The 21,228-nt window shown below is 41.7% G+C and carries 19 protein-coding genes; 5 read left to right on the top strand and 14 right to left on the bottom strand.

The features are described 5' to 3' along the window. Positions 1-10: 10 nt before the first annotated feature. From rlmKL to queC, 6 genes are all read right to left on the bottom strand, one after another. The gene (rlmKL, locus tag FW759_RS05285) at positions 11-2,317 is read right to left on the bottom strand and encodes a bifunctional 23S rRNA (guanine(2069)-N(7))-methyltransferase RlmK/23S rRNA (guanine(2445)-N(2))-methyltransferase RlmL (protein ID WP_446442385.1); all 2,307 of its coding nucleotides are present in this window, start codon (positions 2,315-2,317) and stop codon (positions 11-13) included. A 168-nt stretch (positions 2,318-2,485) separates the two neighbouring features. Next, positions 2,486-3,673: a mechanosensitive ion channel family protein gene (locus FW759_RS05290; protein ID WP_062844996.1), complete on the bottom strand. Its 1,188-nt coding sequence runs from the start codon at positions 3,671-3,673 to the stop codon at positions 2,486-2,488. A 119-nt stretch (positions 3,674-3,792) separates the two neighbouring features. Next, on the bottom strand, positions 3,793-5,286 hold the full coding sequence (locus tag FW759_RS05295; protein ID WP_446442386.1) for a dihydrolipoyl dehydrogenase: 1,494 nt from the start codon (positions 5,284-5,286) through the stop codon (positions 3,793-3,795). Between the two features lie 113 nt (positions 5,287-5,399). Next, positions 5,400-5,909 (bottom strand): peroxiredoxin, encoded by a 510-nt coding sequence (locus FW759_RS05300; RefSeq protein ID WP_446442387.1) that lies wholly within the window; start codon positions 5,907-5,909, stop codon positions 5,400-5,402. A 165-nt stretch (positions 5,910-6,074) separates the two neighbouring features. Then, positions 6,075-6,404 carry a hypothetical protein gene (locus FW759_RS05305; protein ID WP_062844993.1) on the bottom strand — a complete coding sequence of 110 codons (330 nt, stop codon included), beginning with the start codon at positions 6,402-6,404 and terminating at the stop codon, positions 6,075-6,077. A 234-nt stretch (positions 6,405-6,638) separates the two neighbouring features. Continuing rightward, complete coding sequence (gene queC, locus FW759_RS05310; protein WP_446442388.1) at positions 6,639-7,418, bottom strand: 7-cyano-7-deazaguanine synthase QueC; 780 nt, start codon at positions 7,416-7,418, stop codon at positions 6,639-6,641. A 384-nt stretch (positions 7,419-7,802) separates the two neighbouring features. Between queC and ttcA the strand changes: the two genes are divergently transcribed. Further along, positions 7,803-8,957, top strand: a complete 1,155-nt coding sequence (ttcA, locus tag FW759_RS05315) for a tRNA 2-thiocytidine(32) synthetase TtcA (RefSeq protein WP_062844991.1) — start codon at positions 7,803-7,805, stop codon at positions 8,955-8,957. Positions 8,958-9,058: 101 nt separating this feature from the next. Here the strand turns inward: ttcA and FW759_RS05320 are convergent, their stop codons facing one another. From FW759_RS05320 to ccoN, 6 genes are all read right to left on the bottom strand, one after another. Further along, entirely contained in the window at positions 9,059-9,640 is a 582-nt protein-coding gene (locus FW759_RS05320; RefSeq protein WP_443505717.1) for a FixH family protein, read from the bottom strand. 129 nt (positions 9,641-9,769) lie between these two features. Continuing rightward, complete coding sequence (gene ccoG / locus FW759_RS05325; protein ID WP_446442389.1) at positions 9,770-11,179, bottom strand: cytochrome c oxidase accessory protein CcoG; 1,410 nt, start codon at positions 11,177-11,179, stop codon at positions 9,770-9,772. Positions 11,180-11,613: 434 nt separating this feature from the next. After that, positions 11,614-12,783 (bottom strand): cytochrome-c oxidase, cbb3-type subunit III, encoded by a 1,170-nt coding sequence (gene ccoP, locus FW759_RS05330; RefSeq protein WP_062844988.1) that lies wholly within the window; start codon positions 12,781-12,783, stop codon positions 11,614-11,616. Further along, entirely contained in the window at positions 12,780-12,962 is a 183-nt protein-coding gene (locus FW759_RS05335) for a CcoQ/FixQ family Cbb3-type cytochrome c oxidase assembly chaperone (RefSeq protein ID WP_062844987.1), read from the bottom strand. The genes ccoP and FW759_RS05335 overlap by 4 nt, the downstream gene beginning before the upstream one ends. Beyond that, complete coding sequence (gene ccoO / locus FW759_RS05340) at positions 12,962-13,600, bottom strand: cytochrome-c oxidase, cbb3-type subunit II (protein WP_062844986.1); 639 nt, start codon at positions 13,598-13,600, stop codon at positions 12,962-12,964. Before ccoO ends, FW759_RS05335 begins: the two co-directional genes overlap by 1 nt. 9 nt (positions 13,601-13,609) lie before the next feature. Next, positions 13,610-15,094, bottom strand: a complete 1,485-nt coding sequence (gene ccoN, locus FW759_RS05345; protein WP_062844985.1) for a cytochrome-c oxidase, cbb3-type subunit I — start codon at positions 15,092-15,094, stop codon at positions 13,610-13,612. An 841-nt stretch (positions 15,095-15,935) separates the two neighbouring features. Between ccoN and FW759_RS05350 the strand changes: the two genes are divergently transcribed. After that, positions 15,936-16,325, top strand: coding sequence for an SCP2 sterol-binding domain-containing protein (locus FW759_RS05350; RefSeq protein WP_062844984.1), 390 nt, complete (start codon positions 15,936-15,938; stop codon positions 16,323-16,325). A gap of 102 nt (positions 16,326-16,427) precedes the next feature. Here the strand turns inward: FW759_RS05350 and FW759_RS05355 are convergent, their stop codons facing one another. Beyond that, positions 16,428-17,402, bottom strand: coding sequence for a hypothetical protein (locus FW759_RS05355; RefSeq protein ID WP_446442390.1), 975 nt, complete (start codon positions 17,400-17,402; stop codon positions 16,428-16,430). A gap of 452 nt (positions 17,403-17,854) precedes the next feature. Between FW759_RS05355 and FW759_RS05360 the strand changes: the two genes are divergently transcribed. The 3 genes from FW759_RS05360 to FW759_RS05370 all read left to right on the top strand — a co-directional run bounded on the left by FW759_RS05360 (position 17,855) and on the right by FW759_RS05370 (position 20,319). Continuing rightward, positions 17,855-19,090, top strand: a complete 1,236-nt coding sequence (locus FW759_RS05360) for a lipoprotein-releasing ABC transporter permease subunit (protein WP_062844982.1) — start codon at positions 17,855-17,857, stop codon at positions 19,088-19,090. Positions 19,091-19,227: 137 nt separating this feature from the next. Beyond that, a complete protein-coding gene (gene lolD, locus FW759_RS05365; protein ID WP_062844981.1) occupies positions 19,228-19,908 on the top strand; it encodes a lipoprotein-releasing ABC transporter ATP-binding protein LolD in 681 nt (226 codons plus the stop codon). 102 nt (positions 19,909-20,010) lie between these two features. After that, complete coding sequence (locus FW759_RS05370) at positions 20,011-20,319, top strand: hypothetical protein (protein WP_095570249.1); 309 nt, start codon at positions 20,011-20,013, stop codon at positions 20,317-20,319. A 132-nt stretch (positions 20,320-20,451) separates the two neighbouring features. Here FW759_RS05370 and FW759_RS05375 read toward each other — a convergent pair whose 3' ends face one another. Continuing rightward, positions 20,452-21,027: a DUF2062 domain-containing protein gene (locus tag FW759_RS05375; RefSeq protein WP_228139850.1), complete on the bottom strand. Its 576-nt coding sequence runs from the start codon at positions 21,025-21,027 to the stop codon at positions 20,452-20,454. Positions 21,028-21,228: the final 201 nt, after the last annotated feature.

Genomic DNA, 21,228 nt, shown 5'->3' on the forward strand with positions numbered 1-21,228 from the left:
AAGTGGTCGCTTACAGGCTTTGGCGATGACGAATCTCAAAACTCTGATGGATGGGTTTTTTGATATTGAAATCAAACCCGATCGTTTTTTGTGTGATATCGATAATATCGTAGCGCTGGGTCAACTGCTCATCTAACTCAAACCGAGTAAAGTTATTAGAGAAATACAAGACACCATCAGATGTTAGACGATTCATCGCACGGTTGATAAGGGCCGCATGATCACGCTGTACGTCAAAGGTACCTTGGAACTTTTTAGAGTTCGAAAAAGTGGGTGGATCAATAAAGATAATGTCAAATTGCTCAGTATTGTCTTTGATCCATTCAAAGATATCAGCGGCAACGAACTGGTACTTATTGCGACTGACATCCAGACCATTGAGTACAAAGTTTTGTTTGCCCCAGTCTAGGTAGTTTTGTGACAGATCAACACTGGTCACTTTTTTGGCGCCCGCCAAAGCAGCATGCACACTCGCTGTACACGTATAAGCAAATAGATTTAATACGGATTTGCCGCGACTGTTATCTTTGATACGTGCACGCATATTACGATGGTCAATGAACAAACCCGTATCGAGATAATCGGTAAAATTAACGTAAAGATAAGCGCCGTCTTCACGCGCAACATAAAATTTACCACGCTTCTCAGTATTGCCCTGTTTGCTATACTGATCATTACCAGATTGGCGCGCCCGTGTTTTGATAAAGATTTGTTCACGGTTGATGCCAAACACTTCACGAATACCCATCAATGCCAAATTAAAGCGTTTTTTAGCAGTTTCTGGTGGAATCGTTTTGGGCGGCGCATACTCTTGTACGTGAGCGTAATCACCGTATAAATCGATGGCCACTTTGAAATCAGGCAAATCAGCATCGTAGACGCGAATATTGCTGACGTTGTCTTTTTTGGCAAGTTTTTTAAGTTTGGTCAGGTTTTTTTGCAACCGATTGACGAAGTCTTGTCCATCTTCCACGTCAATCTCATGTTTCTCAAAGCGGCTCACAAGGTTGCCTGTTTGCCCAGCGATTAAAGTACCGTAACGGAAGTAAACCGTGATAGCACCATTGTGACAGCGCAAGGTTTTCGGTTCCTTAATTGGCAATATATCAACTTGTTCGACATTGGACGCCAATATGCCAACCATTGGATTGATATCACTCGCCGCAAAACTGTCTTGCAAAATCAGACCCAATGCGTGATACAACGGCTTGATCATCTCTTCGTCACCCAAACGCTCTCCATAAGGAGGATTGGTAATGACGAGTGGATTACTCATTCTACCATCATCAACCAAGGGTTTTAGGACACCACTAAGCTGATCCAATGCACGCGTTTCAATATCGAGTAGGGGTAATAAGTCTTGCAAGCCTGCGGCGATGAGGTTTTTTTCAGTTGCCACAATCGCGCCGCTATCTGCATCAAATCCCAAGATTAAAGGTAGGGTATCTGGTTGCTCATTAGCAATTTCTAATGCTTCACGAAAACGCATCTGCGCATCATCAATCATCTCTTGCCATAACGCATCATCATGATGCTGCCATTGATAAAAACCAAATTGATTGGAAGCTTTATCAATACCCACTGCATAATCACAATGCATGAGTAGGGCTTCGATAATAAAGGTGCCAGAACCACACATCGGATCAACAAGCGCATCGTAAAAAGGCGCGTTGCCTGCTTCGTTTTTCTGATGCCAGCCTGCGCTATAGAGTAGAGCCGCTGCCAGGTTTTCCTTCAAAGGCGCTTCAGTCATTGCCACACGGTAGCCACGGCGATGCAAACTGGTTCCTGACAAATCCAAATACAGCTCGGCTTGTTTGTCATTTACCGTTGCAAAAATGGAAAAGTCTGGATTTTTACTGTCTACATTAGGACGACTGTCATAAACTTCGTTAAACGTATCTGCAACGGCATCTTTGATACGCAGCATCGCAAACTGCTGGCTGACAGCCACGCGTTTATCAACAGACAGACGAATCGCAAAAGTTTGTTCTAAGTTAAATTGCTCAGTCCAATTGACTGATTTTGCCAAACCATAGATCTGTTCAGCCACATCATATTCGGCATTTATGTTTCTACGTTTGATGAGCATCAATACCCGAGACGCGACGCGCGACCAGAGACAAATAGTATATAGATCACGTAAGGTGCCAGTGACCGCCAGACGCCCCGTGCTTTTAATATCGCTTACAATACCAAAACTTGTCAGCTCAGTCTGTAGCGGCGCCTCAAGCCCATCGGCACAGGTGATGATAAGATCAAGCGACAACTCTGATGGAGAAGCAGCTGAAGTGGCGGTTGCGGTTGTTACGGTCATACGAATACCTGTGAGCTAAATTGACAAAAAATGCGAATAATGAAATGGGCGATTTAACCAGTAATTTTACCATAGTTCAGGGTAGGATGGTCTAAAGTGCTTATGTTTAAAAAGACGTTTCAATACGAGAATGATTGACTGTCAAAAATTTAAGATGAGTTTATAACATTAATGATCGTTTTTCGTCAGTGGTACACCGTCTGAAACCATTGATGTTGCAGCCGTAAAAGATTTGGTGGCGATAGGATGATCGGTCTCACTTGGCATCAGCAAACGCATATGGGGGTAGGGGGTAGAAACACCTGCATTATCAAAGGCACGTTTGATGTCTTCTCTTAAGTTCTCTTTAATAATGGGCATGCGAGCAACAGCAGCAGGTTTTACCCAAAAACGTACGATAAAGAACACGCCATATTCGCCAATTTCTGCCACGGTGGCTGAATGTTCAGGTCGACTGAGTATCACCTCAGTATCAGTGAGTACTTGTAAAATCTCTTTACGTGCTGTGGCGATATCATCTTCAAAAGCAATGCGGACACGAATGTCAAAACGTATAAAGTTTTTTGAGGTCAGATTAATGACTTCAGATGAAGCAACATTAGAATTTGGGATAATGACGGTGATGTTGTCGCGAGTCAAAATGTGGGTCGTGCGCAAAGCAATCAGTACCACGCGGCCTTCATTTTCATTGATATGGATCCAATCGCCAACCTGAAAGGATTGCTCAAGCAAAATAGTGATACCAGCAATAAAGTTGGCAAGCGTTGATTGCGCTGCAAAACCTACTGCCAATCCGACAATACCCAAACCTGCAACCAATGAGACGATATCAAAGCCAAACTGCGCCATGACGCTGGCAAGCCCAAGTACCAGTAGTAACACAGACAAAATATTTTTGAGCAGCTGCTCTATAGAAGCGTTGAGTCCATAATGCTGCAATACTCTATGAATAACTTGTCCTGACGTGGCCCAAAGCACGTAATAAATACCGGCCCAAGTGCTTGCTTTTGCTGTGGCTTCAATCGTTTCTGGTTTAAAATTCATTTGACTCATAATCGCGATAAAACTGGCGACGATCCAAATATAGCGCAGCACTGAGCGCACAATTTTGGTACGTCGCTCATTTAGCCGAATTTTTGTTCTACTTTGCTTAACCATATAAACCGTGAGCCAATAAAAAAATCCCAATATGGCAAGCAGTATTAGGATTTTTATACCAGTACTGGTCAGCTCAACCGCTTGGGATTTCCAATCAAACGTTTCCTCTTCTATAGAGCCGCCAAGTCCAAGATAAAGGCTAGTATGGAGATCATTAACAATCTCTTCAAAAAAATCCTTAATACTAGCAATTTGCATTGTTCAGTCCATGCGGTATGTGAATGGCATTAGGTTGTTAAGCAGGTAACCTGAGTGACGATTACTATTGAATACATCTAATACTAAATGTATCGTTTCTCTTATGGCTAACCTTATTATTAAAAGTTATTTTCTTGGGTATCATGAAACTGATAGGGAATTTCCATTTTATGCTGGACATCTTGTAATGCGGTTCTTAGACCTTCTAGTATCGTAGGATGGTAAAAAGGCGTATTTAACAGGTCTTTGACACTCAAATCATTGGTAATCGCTGTTGCTAAAATATGTCCAATGTACTCGGCATCAGGCCCAACCATGCTCGCCCCTAATACTCTGTCGGTTTTTTTACAGCCGTAAATATGCAATAGACCACAGTTGACGCCCATGACACGACTGCGACCTTGATTATCAAAACTGACGCTACCCACGACGTATTCTAGGTCTGGATCTTGTTGGATTTCTGGAAGCGATTTGCCAATGTTAACAATTTGTGGAGAGCAAAAAACGATAGAGAAAGGTATCGCAGGGGGGCGAATATAAGCGTCTTCATTATTTTTACAGACCATACTGCCCGCACTATAGCCTTCATCACTAGCAACATGTAGCAATGGGATATGAGCGTTGGCATCACCAACGATATAGACATTCAGATCACCAATCTGACCTGTTTTTTTGCTCAGATCTTTAGGACGGTTTTTGTCATCAAGCTCAACGCCCAGATGTTCAATGCCTAGCTGTTTTATGTTGTTGCGACGGCCCGTTGCGACCAGTACATATTCACCTTGCCATTGCTGTAACTCACCAGCACTGTCTTCATAATCAATAAATGCAGCAGTCTCTTTATGTTCAGTAGCTTTATGACCAACCTCGTTAATTTTACTGCCCAAATGCATGGTCAATTGACCACTTAAACAATCAATGGCTTTGTTATTGATGTCATCATCTTTAAGACCAGCAACGCGTTTTTCTCGATTGAATAAAGTAACGTCTACGCCCAAACGTTCGAATGCTTGTGCGAGTTCAAGTCCTATGGAGCCTGCGCCGATTACTGCCAGTGATTTTGGCAAATCTACCAGCTCAAACACAGTATTAGAAGTTAGAAGTGTATCGCCAAGCTTATCAGCCCAACCCTCTGGAATAAAAGGCGAGCTGCCAGTCGCAACGATAATTTGACTGGCCTCAATCAATTCGTCGTTAACTTCAATCAAACCCTGCTCGTTGATATGAGCATGGCCGGCAATTTTTTTATCATCCGGCCAACTGTCTACTTGTTTTTTGATATAACTAGCAAAATGACTGCGCTCATCACGCACGCGCTGCATGACTTGTTTGCCATCTATCTGAGTGGTGGTATGAATACCAAATTCTGTAGAATGGTTGGCATCATGCGCACGATCAGCGGCTGCAATCAGTAGCTTACTAGGCATACAGCCGACAGCGATACAGGTGGTTGTCCAAAATCCTTCATTGATAATGACGACATCATCGAACATTTTACTGGCTTGGCGAAAGGCATTTTGACCAGCTGTACCAGCGCCAATAATAGCCACAGAGACCTTACGAGTGACTTTGGATGAGGCATTATCAGCAGAAACGCTAGATGGTTTATTCATATTATTCTCAAGTAATGTTTTATTAGTAAGGAATGTCTTTATTATTTGGTCCTAGATTTTTATCATAACGTCTGTTCACAGCCATTTCATAATTTTTTTTATCAGGTATGGTTTTAGTTTTGTGATGAAGTGGTCAATGTTTCAAGCAAACGCTCGGTGTAGCCTTTAGCACGTAGGTTTCGTTGAGCATGAGTGAGCTTACCTTCGGTATTAAAAACAAAGGCCGAACGTACCAGCCCTAATGTGATATTGCCATACATGTTTTTCTCTTTGATCACATCAAAGTATTGGCATAACTTTTCATCAGTATCGCTGATAAGCGCGATTTGTAAATCTTGCTTGGCAATAAATGTTTCGTGTGATTCTACGCTGTCACGTGATACGCCAATAACATCGTAGCCTAAATCATCAAACTCGTTCAGCTGAGCTGTGAATTCTGTCGCTTGCGTGGTACAGCCTGGCGTATTGTCTTTGGGATAAAAATAAAGGATAAGGCCTTTATTGGTGTTGGCGACCATTTCTTTTAAACTAATCTCATCATGAATAAAATGTCCATCCAATTCTCTTACCATGGTGACAGGAAAGGTTGGTAACGTGATGTCTTCTGTGGTTGGCTTTGCCATTGTAGATTCCTTATTGATTTTGTTTATATGTGATTGGTATATTTATAGATATCTTATTATAGGCAGATTTGCAGCAATTAATGATGAGTTTTACACTTTGTTTCTGTATTGGCAACAAAAAAGACTGGCAATAGCCAGTCTTTTGTATATCAACCTCATGATGGGTTAAGCAGGTTTTTGTGGCTCTTTTAAATCCAAGCCTACTGTGCACTGCTGCAAGTCTTTTTGCATTTTTTTCACATAAGGTAAGTTTGAAGGGTCTTTTTTGTCTTGCGCGTAGCTTTCGATTTCCCACATTTGACCAATAGTCATATTGCTTCGAACGCCGATAGTACAGCTACACAGTTTGGTCGCATTGCCTTTATCAGCGACTTTGTATTTGACCGCACCATTAACGCAAGTATTGATATTGTTTTGTTTAATATCAGCAGCGTTTGCTTGTGGAATCACAAACATCGCTGCTAGGGCTAGGGGTAACATCGGCAAAAACTTCATAAACGTCCTCTTAAAGGTGGTGTCAATTTCTTAAATCTTGTACTCAAATGAAAGTCAGGTCACTCGTATGCGAATGCTTCATTGCATGAGAAGTAAATATTGATATATGCAAGCGCTCATACCATAGCAAGTATAGCGATTAAAATACAACGGCAGCTTGCTGTGTTAATGCAAGTAAATGTTTCGCTAATGTTTACTATCATTATTTAATCATAATCGCTATTTTAATGATTATTAAGCTTGATAGTGAGTGGGATCGGCAACGCCTGCTTGGGCGAATCCCTGACGGCGTAATGCACAACTGTCACAGACACCGCACGCAAGACCGTTGGCATCTGCGCGGTAACAAGAAATCGTTTGACCATAATCAACACCTAACGACAAACCAAGCTCAATAGTTTGAGCTTTTGACAACTGCTGTAGAGGAGTTTGAATAGACAAGTGGTGACCAGTGACCCCAGCTTTGGTGGCAAGATTTGCCATGTGCTCGAAGGCTGCAATGTATTCTGGGCGGCAGTCAGGATATCCAGAGTAGTCGACTGAACTGACCCCGATAATAATGTGATTTGCATCCGTCACTTCGGCAACTGCCAATGCATAAGACAAAAAGATGGTATTACGCGCTGGCACATAAGTGTTGGGTATGGCGTCGTTATCAATCTCATCGTGCTTTTTATTAGGGAACTTATCGGCATCGCCATCAGGTACGATCATGCTGTGATCGGTCAATGAAGAGCCACCCAGCTGAGCAATATCAATATCGATTATTCTATGATTGACCTCAGCTGCTTCTGCGATGGCTTTTGCTGCTACAAGCTCGCTATTGTGACGCTGACCGTAATTGAAGCTGACCGCAGTGACAGAGGCATAACGCGCCTTAGCCCAATACAAACAAGTGACTGAATCAAGTCCGCCTGACAGTAGGACAACAGCGTTCTGACGCTTATGAAGGTCAGATACGTTGGCATCAGAAATTGGATTGATAGAAGTGTCCTGCGTAGTAGCGTTTGTCATAGTGGTATCTATTATTGGTTTACGAAAACGGGTATTTTAGCAAAAATACCCTCATTACAGAACCATGAGGCTATGATAAAAACAGTATCAAATATAAAGCGCGTGGATTGTCTTGACCGTGTCAACTCTCTCAAAAGAAAACATAAAGCAATAAAACACTATATAGGCATAAAAATTTTGTATATAAAAAGGTCAAACGACCAAGGCAGTTTGGTATTTAACTTCATAATTTAATGTCATATTTTCAAACTATTAACAATATTTGTTATAATCGCTGCTTTCAAAACCTCCATGCTAATCCCTTTTTGCTAATGGCACTATGACACCGCTTTTTAGCAAATGGTCTAACAGCAAAACCATCATTGTAAAGATATTGAGTAATTTATGACCGCAGCGACCTTGTTTACGCCACAGATCACGCCTGAGCTTGATGATACCGGCTTAGATAATCATGCCACAATAATTGAGAATGAGGGCGTGGACTATGATGATGCCGCTGATGATATGAGTGAAGAAGCGCTTATAGAAGGGCAGACAACCTCTCCTGAATCTGCTCAGTTTCGTAAGTTACAGAAAAAGCTACGTAGACAAGTCTCTTGGGCAATTCGTGACTTCAATATGATTGAAGATGGCGATGTGGTGATGGTCTGTGTCTCAGGTGGAAAAGACAGTTATACGTTGCTCGATATTTTATTGTTGTTGAAGCGTATTGCACCAATAAGCTTTGATATCGTCGCTGTCAATCTTGACCAAAAACAACCTGGATATCCTGAAGATATCTTGCCTGCGTATTTAAATGAGCAAGGTATTGCCCACTATATCTTAGAAAAAGACACTTATAGCATCGTAAAAAGCGTGGTACCAGAAGGCAAAACTTATTGCTCAGCATGTTCGCGTCTGCGTCGCGGCTCTTTGTATGGTTTTGCCAAACAAATCGGTGCCACCAAAATTGCACTGGGTCATCACCGAGACGATATGCTAGCCACCTTCTTTTTGAATTTGTTTCATGGTGGAGCGCTCAAGTCGATGCCGCCTAAGCTACTCAGTGATGATAAGCAAAATCTGCTTATCCGTCCGTTGGCGTATGTTGAAGAAAAAGACATCATTGAGTATGCGCGTTTAAAAGCGTTTCCTATCATCCCTTGCAACCTCTGTGGTAGCCAGACCAATCTACAACGTGCCATCATCAATGACATGTTGAGAGAGTGGGACAATGCCCACCCACAGCGTTTGGCCTCTATTTTTAAAGCCATGCAAAACGTAGCACCGTCTCAGCTCGCGGACCGTGAGTTATTTGACTTCGAGCGATTAAGTCTTGAGCGTGATGACAACGAGCGCGTCTTTGAAGGTGATAACATTCAAGCAGGGCAGACCGATAGTTTGGCCGAGATTGGCTTGCCAGTGTCGCCAAAAACACAAACTTTTAACCCAAAGTTCGCGAGTGACAACAGTAACGACCAGCTTTCGACAGGTACAGAAAAAGTAGCAGAGCACAATCGTACTATGCAAAAAATACCTACAATCAATCCTGTTCTATAAGATTGCACTCTCATTGTAATAAAAGGTTCAAGAACAAAAAAACCAGCCATTGATAAGCAATGGCTGGTTTTTTATGATGCTATTGGGCATGACAAATAAAATTAGCTTTCTGCAAAAACAGGTAGTGGGCTGAAGCTAACCTCCGAGCGAGGCAGTTTGGCCACATCTTGCATACGCCAGTCTTCCTTACCATCATGACTGACTTGTAAGTAGTATTTGGCTTTGACAGGATCGATATCTACTTGTGCACTGTATTTATTACCATCCTCATGCTGTAACACCACATCGCGATCTTTTTTGATGTCAGTGGCATGTGAGATAGACAACGCCAGCTTTTTTGGATACACGAGCGGTGTCCCATCTAACAATTTACCTGATTGTAAGCTTTGCTTAGGGTAGTCCAAATAAAAAACCACATTCCCATTGTCTGAAAACTGCATTTTACCATGCAGATCTAAATCGTACGTAAGCTTATCACGTGATACATCCTGATAAAGAGTCTTTCCATCCATATACCAATCGTCACGTACTACACTGTCACGAATCTGGTAAGAGTAATAAACAAACCAAATGCAAGCGACCACCACAAATGCAGGCATGCCAATGACAAAGATGACAACCATGTAGTTTTTATACCATGGCTGAGAATCTTGATGTTTAAAGTTCGATATTGGAGTAGACATAAAATACCTATTAACTGTATCAACGGATAATCTGACGGCAGTATGCTGCCAGTTAATGATAAATCAGTCCTCCACTCATTTTAGATTAATGGAGGACATATAAGAACCTAAATAGCTAATATCTTAAAATTACTGGCCTTGAGTGGTGAAAACGTTTTGTTTGCTGACTTTGTACTGACCATCTTCGCTGGTCACATTTAGAGTAATAGGTGTTTGACCAAATTCAATAACATCAGGATCGCCATAAATACTGACAGGCATATCAAAGCTTTCGCCTGCTTCTAATGGTACATCATTAAACCGTAACTCTAAACTCAAACCCTCTTGTGGGGCAAGCGTAATTTTATAACTATGAGCATCCTGCGTCTTATTAGTCAGTTTAACGATATAGCTATTTTCGATCATGCCTTGCGTGTTTACAGAAGACAGCTGATTGCGGTCACGACGAATATCAATCTCTAATGGAACACGATCGGTTAGCGCATAGATAATGCCACCACACAATATCCCCAATAGTGCCAGATAGGCAAACAATCGCGGACGCAACACTCGGCTGGGTTCTTTTTCCGCCAATTGACGCTCTGTAGTATAGCGAATCAGTCCACGGGGATAGCCAACTTTATCCATAATTTCATTACAGGCATCAATACAGGCTGCACATTGGATACACCCAACTTGTAGACCATCTCGAATATCAATACCTGTTGGACAGACCTGGACACACATCTGACATTCGATACAGTCGCCTAAATCTTCAGGATTTGTGCCTTTTTTGCGAGCACCTCGAGGCTCACCGCGCTCATAGTCATAAGATACAACTAAGGTGTCTTTATCGAACATCACACTTTGGAAGCGCCCATAAGGACAGATCTGAATACACATTTGCTCACGCATGTAGCCAGCGTTGGCATAGGTTGCAAACGTAAAGATAAACATCGAGACCCAAATCCATGTCGGCCAATCTGGGATTGGCACCACACCAATCGTTTGCCAGCTCTGATACAGATAATCTGTTCCAGCAACGTAGCTGACAAAGGTTGCTGCTGTAACCACTGAAAACAGAAACCAGATAAAATATACCAAAGAGCGCTTAAAAACTTTTGTCGCACTCATTGGTGCTTTATCAAACTTAATTCTCTTATTGCGATCGCCAATCACCCACTTTTCAACATATTGATACAGATGTGTCCAAATCGTTTGCGGACACGCATAGCCACACCAAACACGGCCTGCATAAACGGTCACCACGAATAAAGTAAAGGCTGCAATAATTGCAAATATAGCGATGAAATAAAAGTCTTGAGTCAAAAAGGTCATGCCAAAGATATAGTAATGCTGTGAAGGCACATCAAACCATATTGCTTGCCGATCATTGTAACGTAGCCATGGCAAAAGCAAAAAAGCAGCCAAAAGCGCATACATGGTAATAACCCGAATATTCTGATAAAAACCTTTAACAAACCTAGGGTGAACACGATGCTTGGTTGCATCAAGATCTACTTGTTGCACAGGAATTTTATTAGAGTGTTGTGCTGACATAAACGTGCCTCTTTTAAAAAAGAATCAGTTTGCTGGCATGATGAACAAACACCTGTACTAATCAGATGTATGAATGTGTGATGTTATCCATGTCAGTAAGCGGCGGATAAAACAGAAATACAGTCCAAATCCACTACTAAAAATCAATTGCGAATGAATGGCTTAATAAAAATCAATAATGACGATGAAGATCAGTAACTTATAGGACAATTTAAAATACCGTTATTTTAACATTATCCCTACTTTAAATGGGGTAATGATCTTAAAAAGCAATCAATATGTAAGAATAACTGCCTATTGGACAGTCATTTTACGACTTCAATTTATAGAGAATAAATCTTCTAGTATAAAAAGATAAAAAAGGGAGAACTGTTATGACAGTTCTCCCTTTACTAAAGCTTGTCCATTTTAATTAAAAAGCTAACTCAGAAATATCAATTAGCAGTTGCTGTTTCAGTTGCTGCAGGTTGAGCGGCAGTATTAGCAACGGCTGATTGAGTAGCAGAAGTAGCAGTACTAGCAACAGCTGGTTGAGCGGTCTTATCTGATAAAGAATAGACATAGGCCGCAAGAAGCATAATACGCTCATTACCTAACTTAGTTTGCCACTCAGGCATGACACCCGCACGACCATAACGTAAGGTCTCACGAATAGTCTCACGGTCGCCACCATATAACCAAATTTTATCCGTTAAGTTTGGCGCGCCAGTTGAAATCATACCTTTGGCATCATTACCGTGACAAAGTACACAATTGGTAGGCTGATTAAATATTGCCTTACCTTGAGCAACCATTGTTTGATCTAGCTCATAATCTTGTTGATTACCAGAAATAGATAAAACATATTCAGCTGCCGCACGTACGCCATCTTCACCGATTTGATCACGCCACGCTGCCATACCACCGACGCGACCATTATGTAGTGTCGTCAAGATATTTTCAGGTGCGCCACCATACAACCAGTCGTTATCCGTCAAATTAGGATAGCCAACTGCGCCTTTAGCATTTGAGCCATGGCATACTGAGCAGTTCTGTAAGAACAAACGACTACCCACTTTTAAAGCATTTGGATTTTCAGACAATTTCTCAACGTAAGGAGCAAGTTCTGCTACTTTTCCATCAATCTTAGTCTGTAAGTCTGCAGGTGGATTTTCACTATGACTTCTTGCTGACTGTAGCTTAGCAAGTTCGGTCAAAGTAGACGTCGCACCGCTGGCATCCGCTTGCGCTAAAATGTTCTTTTCAAAGTTATCAGTAAATACTTTATTGTTACTTTCAAGGTCACTATATAGCTCGTTCTTAGAGGTCCATGGCACAGTTTCGCCATCAACTTCTACGGTGGCAAGGCCTTCCCATTTTCCTGGAACCATTGCTGGGAAAAATACCCAATATACAACTCCCCAAGCGATAGACCCAAAAAATATTACTAACCACCATTTGGGTAAGGGTTTGTCATATTCTTTAATGCCATCATAAGCATGACCTGTTGTACCGTCGTCTTCTAGCTTTGGCTTGTATTTCAATACCATTAGTAAGATGCCGAGGATAAATGCCCAACACGCGAAACTTAGTAAGGTAATCCAAGAACTCCAAAAAAATGTCATCGTTCATCCTTATTGCGCTGCTCTTCAGACAAAGCTTTTACATCTTTGTCATCAAGCGCAAGTTGTGCATCTTCTTCGAAACGTTTTTTGTTTTTTGGCGAATACGCCCACCATGCAATACCTACGAAAGCAATAAAGGCAGAAACGGTCGCAATTGTTTGTAATTCACCAATACCCATTAGCGCTGTCCTTCCATCGCGGTACCTAACTGCTGTAGATAGGCAACCAAAGCATCAAGCTCAGTGGCGCCAAGAACAGCATCAGGAGCCCCTTCGATATCTTCTTCAGTATAAGGCACACCAAAGCGATCGCGGAATAGACGCATTTTAGTTTGAACGTTCGCACCATTTACTTCGTTAGTAGCAAGCCATGGGAAGCCTGGCATGACTGATTCAGGTACTAGCGAACGTGGATCAATCAAATGCTGTTTTTGCCAATCTTCTGAGTAGCGGCCACCAACACGTGCTAGATCAGGTCCAGTACGTTTTGAACCCCATAAGAACGGGTGGTCCCATGTTGATTCAGCAGCACGCGAGTAGGGTCCATAACGTTCAACTTCAGCACGCAGTGGACGAACCATCTGTGTATGGCAAACGTGACAGCCTTCACGAATATAGATATCACGGCCTTCAAATTCTAATGCAGTCCAAGGCTCCATAGAGGGAAGGGGAGCGTTCACACCACCTTCTTCAGGACCTTTATAGTCATAGATCAACGGCACGATTTCAACTAGCGTTGCAAAGCTAATAGCAATAACGATACCGATGACCAACAAGCCTGTATTTTTTTCAATAATTTCATGCGGTGTACCAGCCATGATCGCTCCTTATACGTTAGCAGCTGTCGAGGTTTCATCGACACTAGGTTCATGATCAGTTGGATCTGCAATGTCCACAGGTTTACCTTCTGGCATCTTGAGCGTTTTATAGCAGTTATATGCCATAACGAACATACCCGATACATATAAGAAGCCACCAAAAGCACGACCCATATATGGAAAATGTGAGAACTCAACGGTATCAACGAAACTGTATACCAAAGTACCATCAGGATTCGTTGCAAGCCACATCATGCCTTGACCAATACCTGAAATCCACATAGATACGATATAGAAGATAGTACCTGCAGTTGCCAACCAAAAATGCGTGGTAATTAAGCTAATAGAGTACATCTTTGGTTTATTATAAATACGTGGTAACAAGACGTATAATGAACCAATAGTAATCATACCAACCCAGCCAAGCGCACCTGAGTGAACATGACCAATCGTCCAATCCGTGTTATGTGATAACGCATTGACCGTTTTAATTGACATCATTGGGCCTTCAAACGTCGACATCGCGTAAAACGATAATGCCACGATCATAAAGCGAATGATGGGATCGGTACGCAGCTTATCCCAGCTACCTGAGAGGGTTAATACACCATTAATCATACCGCCCCAAGAAGGTGCGAATAGGATAATAGAAAACACCATTGCTAGTGATTGTGTCCAATCTGGCAAGGCTGAATAATGTAAATGATGACCACCTGCCCACATGTACGAAGCAATCAATGCCCAAAAGTGAACAATAGACAAACGATAAGAGTAGATAGGACGACCAATCTGTACTGGGACAAAATAATACATCATTCCAAGGAAGGCAGCCGTTAAATAAAAGCCGACCGCATTATGTCCGTACCACCACTGTACCATTGCATCGGTCGCACCACTAAATAACGAATAAGACTTAAACGCACTAACAGGAATTGCCATGCTGTTCACGATATGCAGCAGTGCAATCGTAATAATAAAAGCGGCAAAAAACCAGTTAGCCACATAAATGTGTGAGGTTTTACGTTTGATGAGAGTCCCGAAAAAGACAATGGCATAAGATATCCATACCAAGGCAATCAAAATATCGATTGGCCACTCAAGCTCTGCATATTCTTTAGACGAAGTCAGACCTAAAGGAAGCGTAATAACGGCTGATACAATAACCGCTTGCCAGCCCCAAAAGGTAAACCAAGCCAGATAAGGAGCAAATAATCTTGTCTTACAAGTACGCTGAACAATATAGTAAGACGTTGCGAACAGGGCAGAACCACCGAACGCAAAAATGACCGCATTAGTATGTAGCGGTCTTAGACGACTAAAGGTCAGCCATGGAATATCAAAGTTAAGTGCTGGCCATACTAACTGCGAAGCAATGAACACCCCAATACTCATGCCGACGATGCCCCAAATCACGGCCATTGTCGTAAAAAATCTTATGACAGTAATTTCGTACTCACGGTCCACTGGGGCGACTGCTGTGTTTTGTAAACTCATTGGATGATTCCTTTACAGCCCGAATTATCAACAGAATTAACTAATGCACCGCATCATCTGCATTATAAAAATTTATAAGCAGATAATGATTGCGGGATATACTGCTTTTTGATTCACTTATTACCGTAACGCTATTAACTATCGCTTTAAGCGTTCTCTTGTATTAGCCAGTACTAATAAATCAGAAGAGAAAACTGAAACACTCAGTGCTCATAGCTAGTCGATAGTAGGATTGTTAATAGGTTAAATAAGAAGATGCGCCGTTTCTTAACATCAAACCTCTGATGAGGTTAAGTATTTATCTTCATTATTATCAAAAAATTTGCACCAATAAAGACAGATACTAATATTCATAGAAAACACATGGCAATAGACTTGTGCTAGCGGCGGCTGACAAAAAAACAGGTTTATGTAATATTTAGTTAAAACTCCCGACTCTGTTTAAGGGTATTGTAACGCAATCTTAATGAAATATCATTAGGACTATGCGCCAAAATACAAACTCTTTAGTAAAAATATTAGCGATCAACTTGTTACCACTGGGTTGTCTCTTCATTTTATACCCAAACATATCACTATTCTAGGGATATGTTTGTGCTAAAAAATAGACAAAGTGCTTCAGTGAGTGCAAAAATACGAGCAATATTTTTGTAACAATTGCAGTCTAAGCGATATAAATAGGTTTTACTTATCATTAAGTCGCCCCTTATAATGAGGCAGAAAAAGAGTGATGCTAGCGCCTGTCTATGTCGATACTATCTGCTCTATTTTATAATTCAATATTTAATCGGACGAGAGCGAAACGACTCAGTCCTACATAATACCAATTAAGGAAAATAACATGGCTGTATTTTTGACAAATGAATGGTTTGAGCAAGTAGAGCAAATGGGGAATGAAGCAGGTGAGCTTAACTTGCCGCCAGCACTTGCCAACATGATCGTTAATCTAAAGGTGTCTGACGCTGAGCAAGATATTGAAGCCAACTTTACGAATGGCTTATTACATCGCGGTTTGAATGATTCAGCAACAACGACCTTATTGCTTGATCGCGATATTCTACAATCTATTATCACTGATTTTGATACCAATCAAATTATGGGTGCATTCATGAGTGGCAAGATTCGTGTCGAAGGCGATATGTCACAATTGATGGCAGTACAGACAGCGCGTCCAAGCGCGGAGCAAAAAGAGTTATATAGTCGTATTAAGTCAGCGACGACAATGGCTTAGTGTTTTTTAGACTTGTCTAAAAATTATAACAAGAAAGCCCCTAATAGATATTAGGGGCTTTTTTATTGACTCAGCATATACTCAAATATTTTTCTTACTCAATCAACTGGCTTTTGATTGCTGGGTAGCATTTTGTTGATTTTCTTTATAGATAGCCGCTTGTAACCAGACGTTTGCTTGTACATAGTCATTAACTTCAATAGCCGCAGTTTCTGATGTATTCAGTGCGCCAATCCGCATCACAAATGGATCTGCATCTTGTTCACGCAATACTACCACGTCAAATAAAATGATGGATTTGCCATTAAATACCGTGTTTTGCTTGCCCAGTACTTGACCTTGACACCATGCTTCGTCTTCTTGTCCTAGGGTGTCGCCAAATAGATAAGCGCACATATGACCCAAGTTGATTTCTACGGGTGCCATTTGTGCTTCGGTCTCAGGTTTCCATTCGCTGATCTGTGCTTGCAGATCGTCCGGAATTTGACCATCGTTGGCCGCCACGATGTCATTAAACGCACGGTGATAACGGATCGATTCTTGATCTTCTACCATAATCACCTCATTTTGTTCGCTTGGTTTGATTTCGTGTGCCCAAGCACTCAAGTTCACAAAATAAGACGTATCACGCTGATAAAGATGGCGATTGGTTGTATAAAGCTGGTCAAAGGCATAAATGATACTGCCATCAGCCGTACGTAAACGTAAAACGGCATCGTGCGAGCTGTCATTGGCAATGACGCGCTCAATTTTACAGTTCAGCCCATAAGGGCTGTCGACACAAGGGTAGGCATTGATAAAGCATTCAGGCTTACCATTTTTCATGGCCAGTACCTGGTTGATATGGCAAGGTTGGTTTTCAGATAGCAGCAAGCAGCTGTCTTGAGCGCTCACATTGCTATTGAGACCTTTAGGCATTGCCGCTTTTTCAATCATCTTTTGTAGCCATTCTGGCACGTCATGACTCATGTCATCGGTTAAGATACGCCAATGATCAGCGTGACCTGCAGATTGCTCATCGGTTAAGGTGATTTTGGTAGGGGTTTGGATATTTTTATATTGGTAATTAATAGTCATGAAAATACTCAAAATTAAGTCAGCGTGAAGTTTGAACCCAAAACTGCTGTTGCGTATGTACCATACAATACTTAACGATATTGGTTTATGATAGTCAGCAATGTGATCATCAGCATAGAGTCAACAAACAGCAATAAATGGTTAATGACAATTGTCCTTAGCATACAATATATAGGTATTGACGCAAGTAATAGCAAGTCCTTCATTAAAAATAGTAACAAAACCCAAATTTTTATCAGAAAATATACTCAATTTTCTCTAATGAGTGGCACATATCCGACAAATTGTGTCAAACTAGCTCCCTTTTGACAGCTGTCCTTGAGCTGCCTTAAACCCTGTTTTTGTGTTCGATTTGTATGTGAGTATGACAAATGCAAGCGCATGGTGCATTTGATATAGCTCATTTTATAACATATATAAAGTCGCACGTAGATAAGATAAAGAGTTTGAATATGTTTCGTCCTTTAGCGTTATTTATCGGCTTACGATACACCCGAGCAGAACGCAGTAACCGTTTTATCTCCTTTATATCACTCATCTCGATGATTGGTTTGACGCTGGGAGTGGCTGTATTAATAACGGTGCTGTCGGTCATGAATGGTTTTGATCGTGAACTCAAAACCCGTATCTTGGGTATGGTGCCGCAAGCAACTGTCGTCTCAACCGAAATCATCGGTGATTGGCAGCAATTGGCTGATAAAATCAAAGAAGATCCAGAAGTGGCAGCCGTAGCTCCCTTTATTCAGTTGCAAGGCATGCTGACCTCAAATGGGCAGGTTGCCGGAATCATGGTCACAGGTGTCGATCCTGAGTATGAAAAAAAGGTTTCAATCATCAATGATCATATGATTGAAGGCAGTATCGATACCCTACAAAGTGGCGATTTTAGCATTGTGCTGGGTGAAGAGATGGTACAGTCATTAGGGCTACGTCTTGGTGATAAAGTCACACTGGTACTGCCAGAAGCTTCGCCTTCGCCTGCAGGCGTTATACCGCGCTTCAAACGGTTTACCTTAACAGGTATTTATACGATCAGTCCTGAAGTTGATAGTTTGATGGCGTTCATTCCAATGAATGATGCTGCAAAACTACTGCGCCTTCCTGATGGAGCACAAGGTGTGCGTATGAAGCTCAATGATATCTTCAATGCGCCAATGGCATCAGAAAAAGCAGCAGCGATCGCGCCTGAACGTTTATATCCTAATAATTGGACGCAAACTCACGGCAATCTATTTGGCGCTATTCAAATGGAAAAAGCCATGGTAGGCCTGCTGTTATTCTTAATTATTTTGGTTGCAGCCTTCAATATCGTGTCAAGTCTAGTCATGCTCGTCACTGATAAAAAAGCAGACATTGCGATTTTAAAAACTTTTGGCGCATCTCCTCGTTTGATTACGCAGGTCTTTATGGTGCAAGGGGTTGTTATTGGTGTTATTGGTACGATTGCTGGCACGATATTGGGCGTAATATTTGCGCTCACTGTTAGCGATATTTTAGGCTTCATTAATCAGACTTTTGGTCTGAATTTATTTGATGCTTATTTCGTTAACTATTTGCCATCGCAGTTACGTTTGTTAGATGTTGTATTGATCACAGGCGCTTCGTTCATCTTAAGCTTCTTAGCAACCATCTATCCAGCACGCCGAGCAGCTAGAATCCAGCCAGCACAAACCCTACGTTATGAATAATTAGAAACATTAGTAGCCCAAGATATGAATAATGTCCCTTAAAGTATAAGCATGTTTTAAGGGAGGCTTGGGTTTCTAGAGGCTAATTAAACTTGATGAGGCATCAACCTCAGTATGAATAGAATAAAGGAAGCGTCATGTCTGCCATTTTAGAGGCAAAAGATATCAACAAGATATACGATGAAGGGGCAGTTAGTACGCAAGTATTGACTGGTCTTGATTTGACTGTTCACCCTGGCGAACGCATTGCTATCGTTGGTACCAGTGGTTCGGGTAAAAGTACTTTACTACACTTACTTGGTGGTCTTGATACACCAACCAGCGGCGAAGTCTGGCTTCATGGTCAATTGCTAAATAGTATGAATGAAACTGAACGTGGTGCCATGCGTAACAAGTATTTAGGATTCATCTATCAGTTTCACCATCTACTGGCGGAATTTACAGCCGTTGAAAACGTTGCTATGCCTTTACTGATGCGTCCAAAAGTATCGATAAATGAAGCGCGTCAACAGGCAATTGATATCCTAGAGAGTGTTGGCCTTGAGCATCGACTGGCACATCGACCAGGTGAGCTGTCGGGGGGCGAACGTCAGCGTGTTGCCATTGCCCGTGCGCTTGTGACCAAGCCCTCGCTTATTTTGGCAGATGAGCCGACAGGTAACTTAGATTATGATAACGCACAGAGTGTTTTTGGGCTGTTATCAGAATTGCAAAATACCATGCAAACGGCATTACTCATGGTGACCCATGACCGTAATCTGGCGGCATTGGCAGATCGCCAGCTTTTGCTACGTAATGGTCATTGGGAACAATATTAAACCTGCCACGCAGCAATGTGAAATCAGCAAGACAAGAAAAAGACATCATAAAAGAATGATAAGTCACTCGCCATTTCTGATAACGAGATAAGGATGAATACAATGAACGCAAACGACGATCCAATTGAAGCTTTCGGCAGCGCTGAAGAAGGCAACGAGCCATTAAAGCCTTATATGGATGTAACGCTATTTGATACGTTTGATAGACACGCACAGGTAGAGATTTTAACGCCTGTGTTTGATGCCATTACTCTGGCTGGTGCTGATTTTGATCTAAAAGCGCAAGACAGTGCAACGGGCAAACGCTACACACTACTCAAGAATGACGAGGTGATTGACGTTTTTGTTATGAATGCAAATCTTGCCGATGAGATTCAAGTGGCAATGGAAAACAGCAAAGACGAAGAGTGATTGAAACAAAAAGCGGCTCTACTGTTTAGAGTGAGTGATACTTGATCACATATCAGTATCGCTCACAACAGATAGGCTTTAATTATCATTAGTTGTGTGGGCTTCTACTAATTTGATATTAATGAGATGCCATCAATCTTTGGGTGACTTATCCGTTGGTTCCTGCTGCCGTTTTTGCCAGCTAATAACAGTTTTGTAACGCCAAATTGCTTTAAATGCCAATCCGCAAATAAGACTTGTGATAATCGCTAAAACGATGACCCCGATACAAAAAGCCGCAAGTGAGACGGTGCCACGATAGGTCACAAAAGGATTGTCACCATTCGATAGTATCCATAAGCTAAAATCAGCAATCATCCGCCCGATCAGTCGTAGACTAATCATCGGCACATCAAGAATCTTGGCCCCCACATAGTAACTTGCATAAAAAACGGGTAGGGTCGTGAGCGGATTGGTAATCCAAGTCAAGCCTAGCGCCATAGGTACATTGGCACGGAAAATCAATGAGCCAATCAGTGCCAATAGCATCTGTCCTGGCAATGGAAAAAAGGCACTGAGTACACCAATATAGACGGCCTTATTCAAACTATGGCGATTAAATTGCCACAATCTTGGGTCTGCCAAATGGGGTGCGAATAATTTTAGAGTGCGACTTTCTAGGATTTTCTCCGGTGTAGGCAGCAAGTCTTTTAGACGTTTTTGGGGCACGGGATCGCCTTTAATCATTAAAGACAGTCCGATCAATCTTATCGATGGACTGATATAAAGTAATGTCATTAGTAAAAAGTGAGGACAAGAACATATTGGATGATAGTGTCAGATGGGTATTATCGCAATATGTATAATCAGTATAGGGCAATATAAATAGAAATGCTATTACATGAGGTAGCAGTTGTGGCTGTTTGAGTC

The sequence above is a fragment of the Psychrobacter sp. 1176_08 genome (assembly GCF_052850615.1).

Bases quoted from the DNA above. Each gene is read 5' to 3' on its own strand.
- FW759_RS05300 (WP_446442387.1), bottom strand. From the start codon at position 5,909: ATGGCAAAGCCAACCACAGAAGACATCACGTTACCAACCTTTCCTGTC.
- queC (WP_446442388.1), bottom strand. From the start codon at position 7,418: ATGACAAACGCTACTACGCAGGACACTTCTATCAATCCAATTTCTGAT.
- FW759_RS05290 (WP_062844996.1), bottom strand. From the start codon at position 3,673: ATGCAAATTGCTAGTATTAAGGATTTTTTTGAAGAGATTGTTAATGAT.
- FW759_RS05295 (WP_446442386.1), bottom strand. From the start codon at position 5,286: ATGAATAAACCATCTAGCGTTTCTGCTGATAATGCCTCATCCAAAGTC.
- FW759_RS05350 (WP_062844984.1), top strand. From the start codon at position 15,936: ATGGCTGTATTTTTGACAAATGAATGGTTTGAGCAAGTAGAGCAAATG.
- ccoO (WP_062844986.1), bottom strand. From the start codon at position 13,600: ATGGCTGGTACACCGCATGAAATTATTGAAAAAAATACAGGCTTGTTG.
- ccoN (WP_062844985.1), bottom strand. From the start codon at position 15,094: ATGAGTTTACAAAACACAGCAGTCGCCCCAGTGGACCGTGAGTACGAA.
- FW759_RS05335 (WP_062844987.1), bottom strand. From the start codon at position 12,962: ATGGGTATTGGTGAATTACAAACAATTGCGACCGTTTCTGCCTTTATT.
- FW759_RS05320 (WP_443505717.1), bottom strand. From the start codon at position 9,640: ATGTCTACTCCAATATCGAACTTTAAACATCAAGATTCTCAGCCATGG.
- FW759_RS05305 (WP_062844993.1), bottom strand. From the start codon at position 6,404: ATGAAGTTTTTGCCGATGTTACCCCTAGCCCTAGCAGCGATGTTTGTG.
- FW759_RS05370 (WP_095570249.1), top strand. From the start codon at position 20,011: ATGAACGCAAACGACGATCCAATTGAAGCTTTCGGCAGCGCTGAAGAA.
- FW759_RS05360 (WP_062844982.1), top strand. From the start codon at position 17,855: ATGTTTCGTCCTTTAGCGTTATTTATCGGCTTACGATACACCCGAGCA.
- ttcA (WP_062844991.1), top strand. From the start codon at position 7,803: ATGACCGCAGCGACCTTGTTTACGCCACAGATCACGCCTGAGCTTGAT.
- ccoP (WP_062844988.1), bottom strand. From the start codon at position 12,783: ATGACATTTTTTTGGAGTTCTTGGATTACCTTACTAAGTTTCGCGTGT.
- rlmKL (WP_446442385.1), bottom strand. From the start codon at position 2,317: ATGACCGTAACAACCGCAACCGCCACTTCAGCTGCTTCTCCATCAGAG.
- lolD (WP_062844981.1), top strand. From the start codon at position 19,228: ATGTCTGCCATTTTAGAGGCAAAAGATATCAACAAGATATACGATGAA.
- ccoG (WP_446442389.1), bottom strand. From the start codon at position 11,179: ATGTCAGCACAACACTCTAATAAAATTCCTGTGCAACAAGTAGATCTT.
- FW759_RS05355 (WP_446442390.1), bottom strand. From the start codon at position 17,402: ATGACTATTAATTACCAATATAAAAATATCCAAACCCCTACCAAAATC.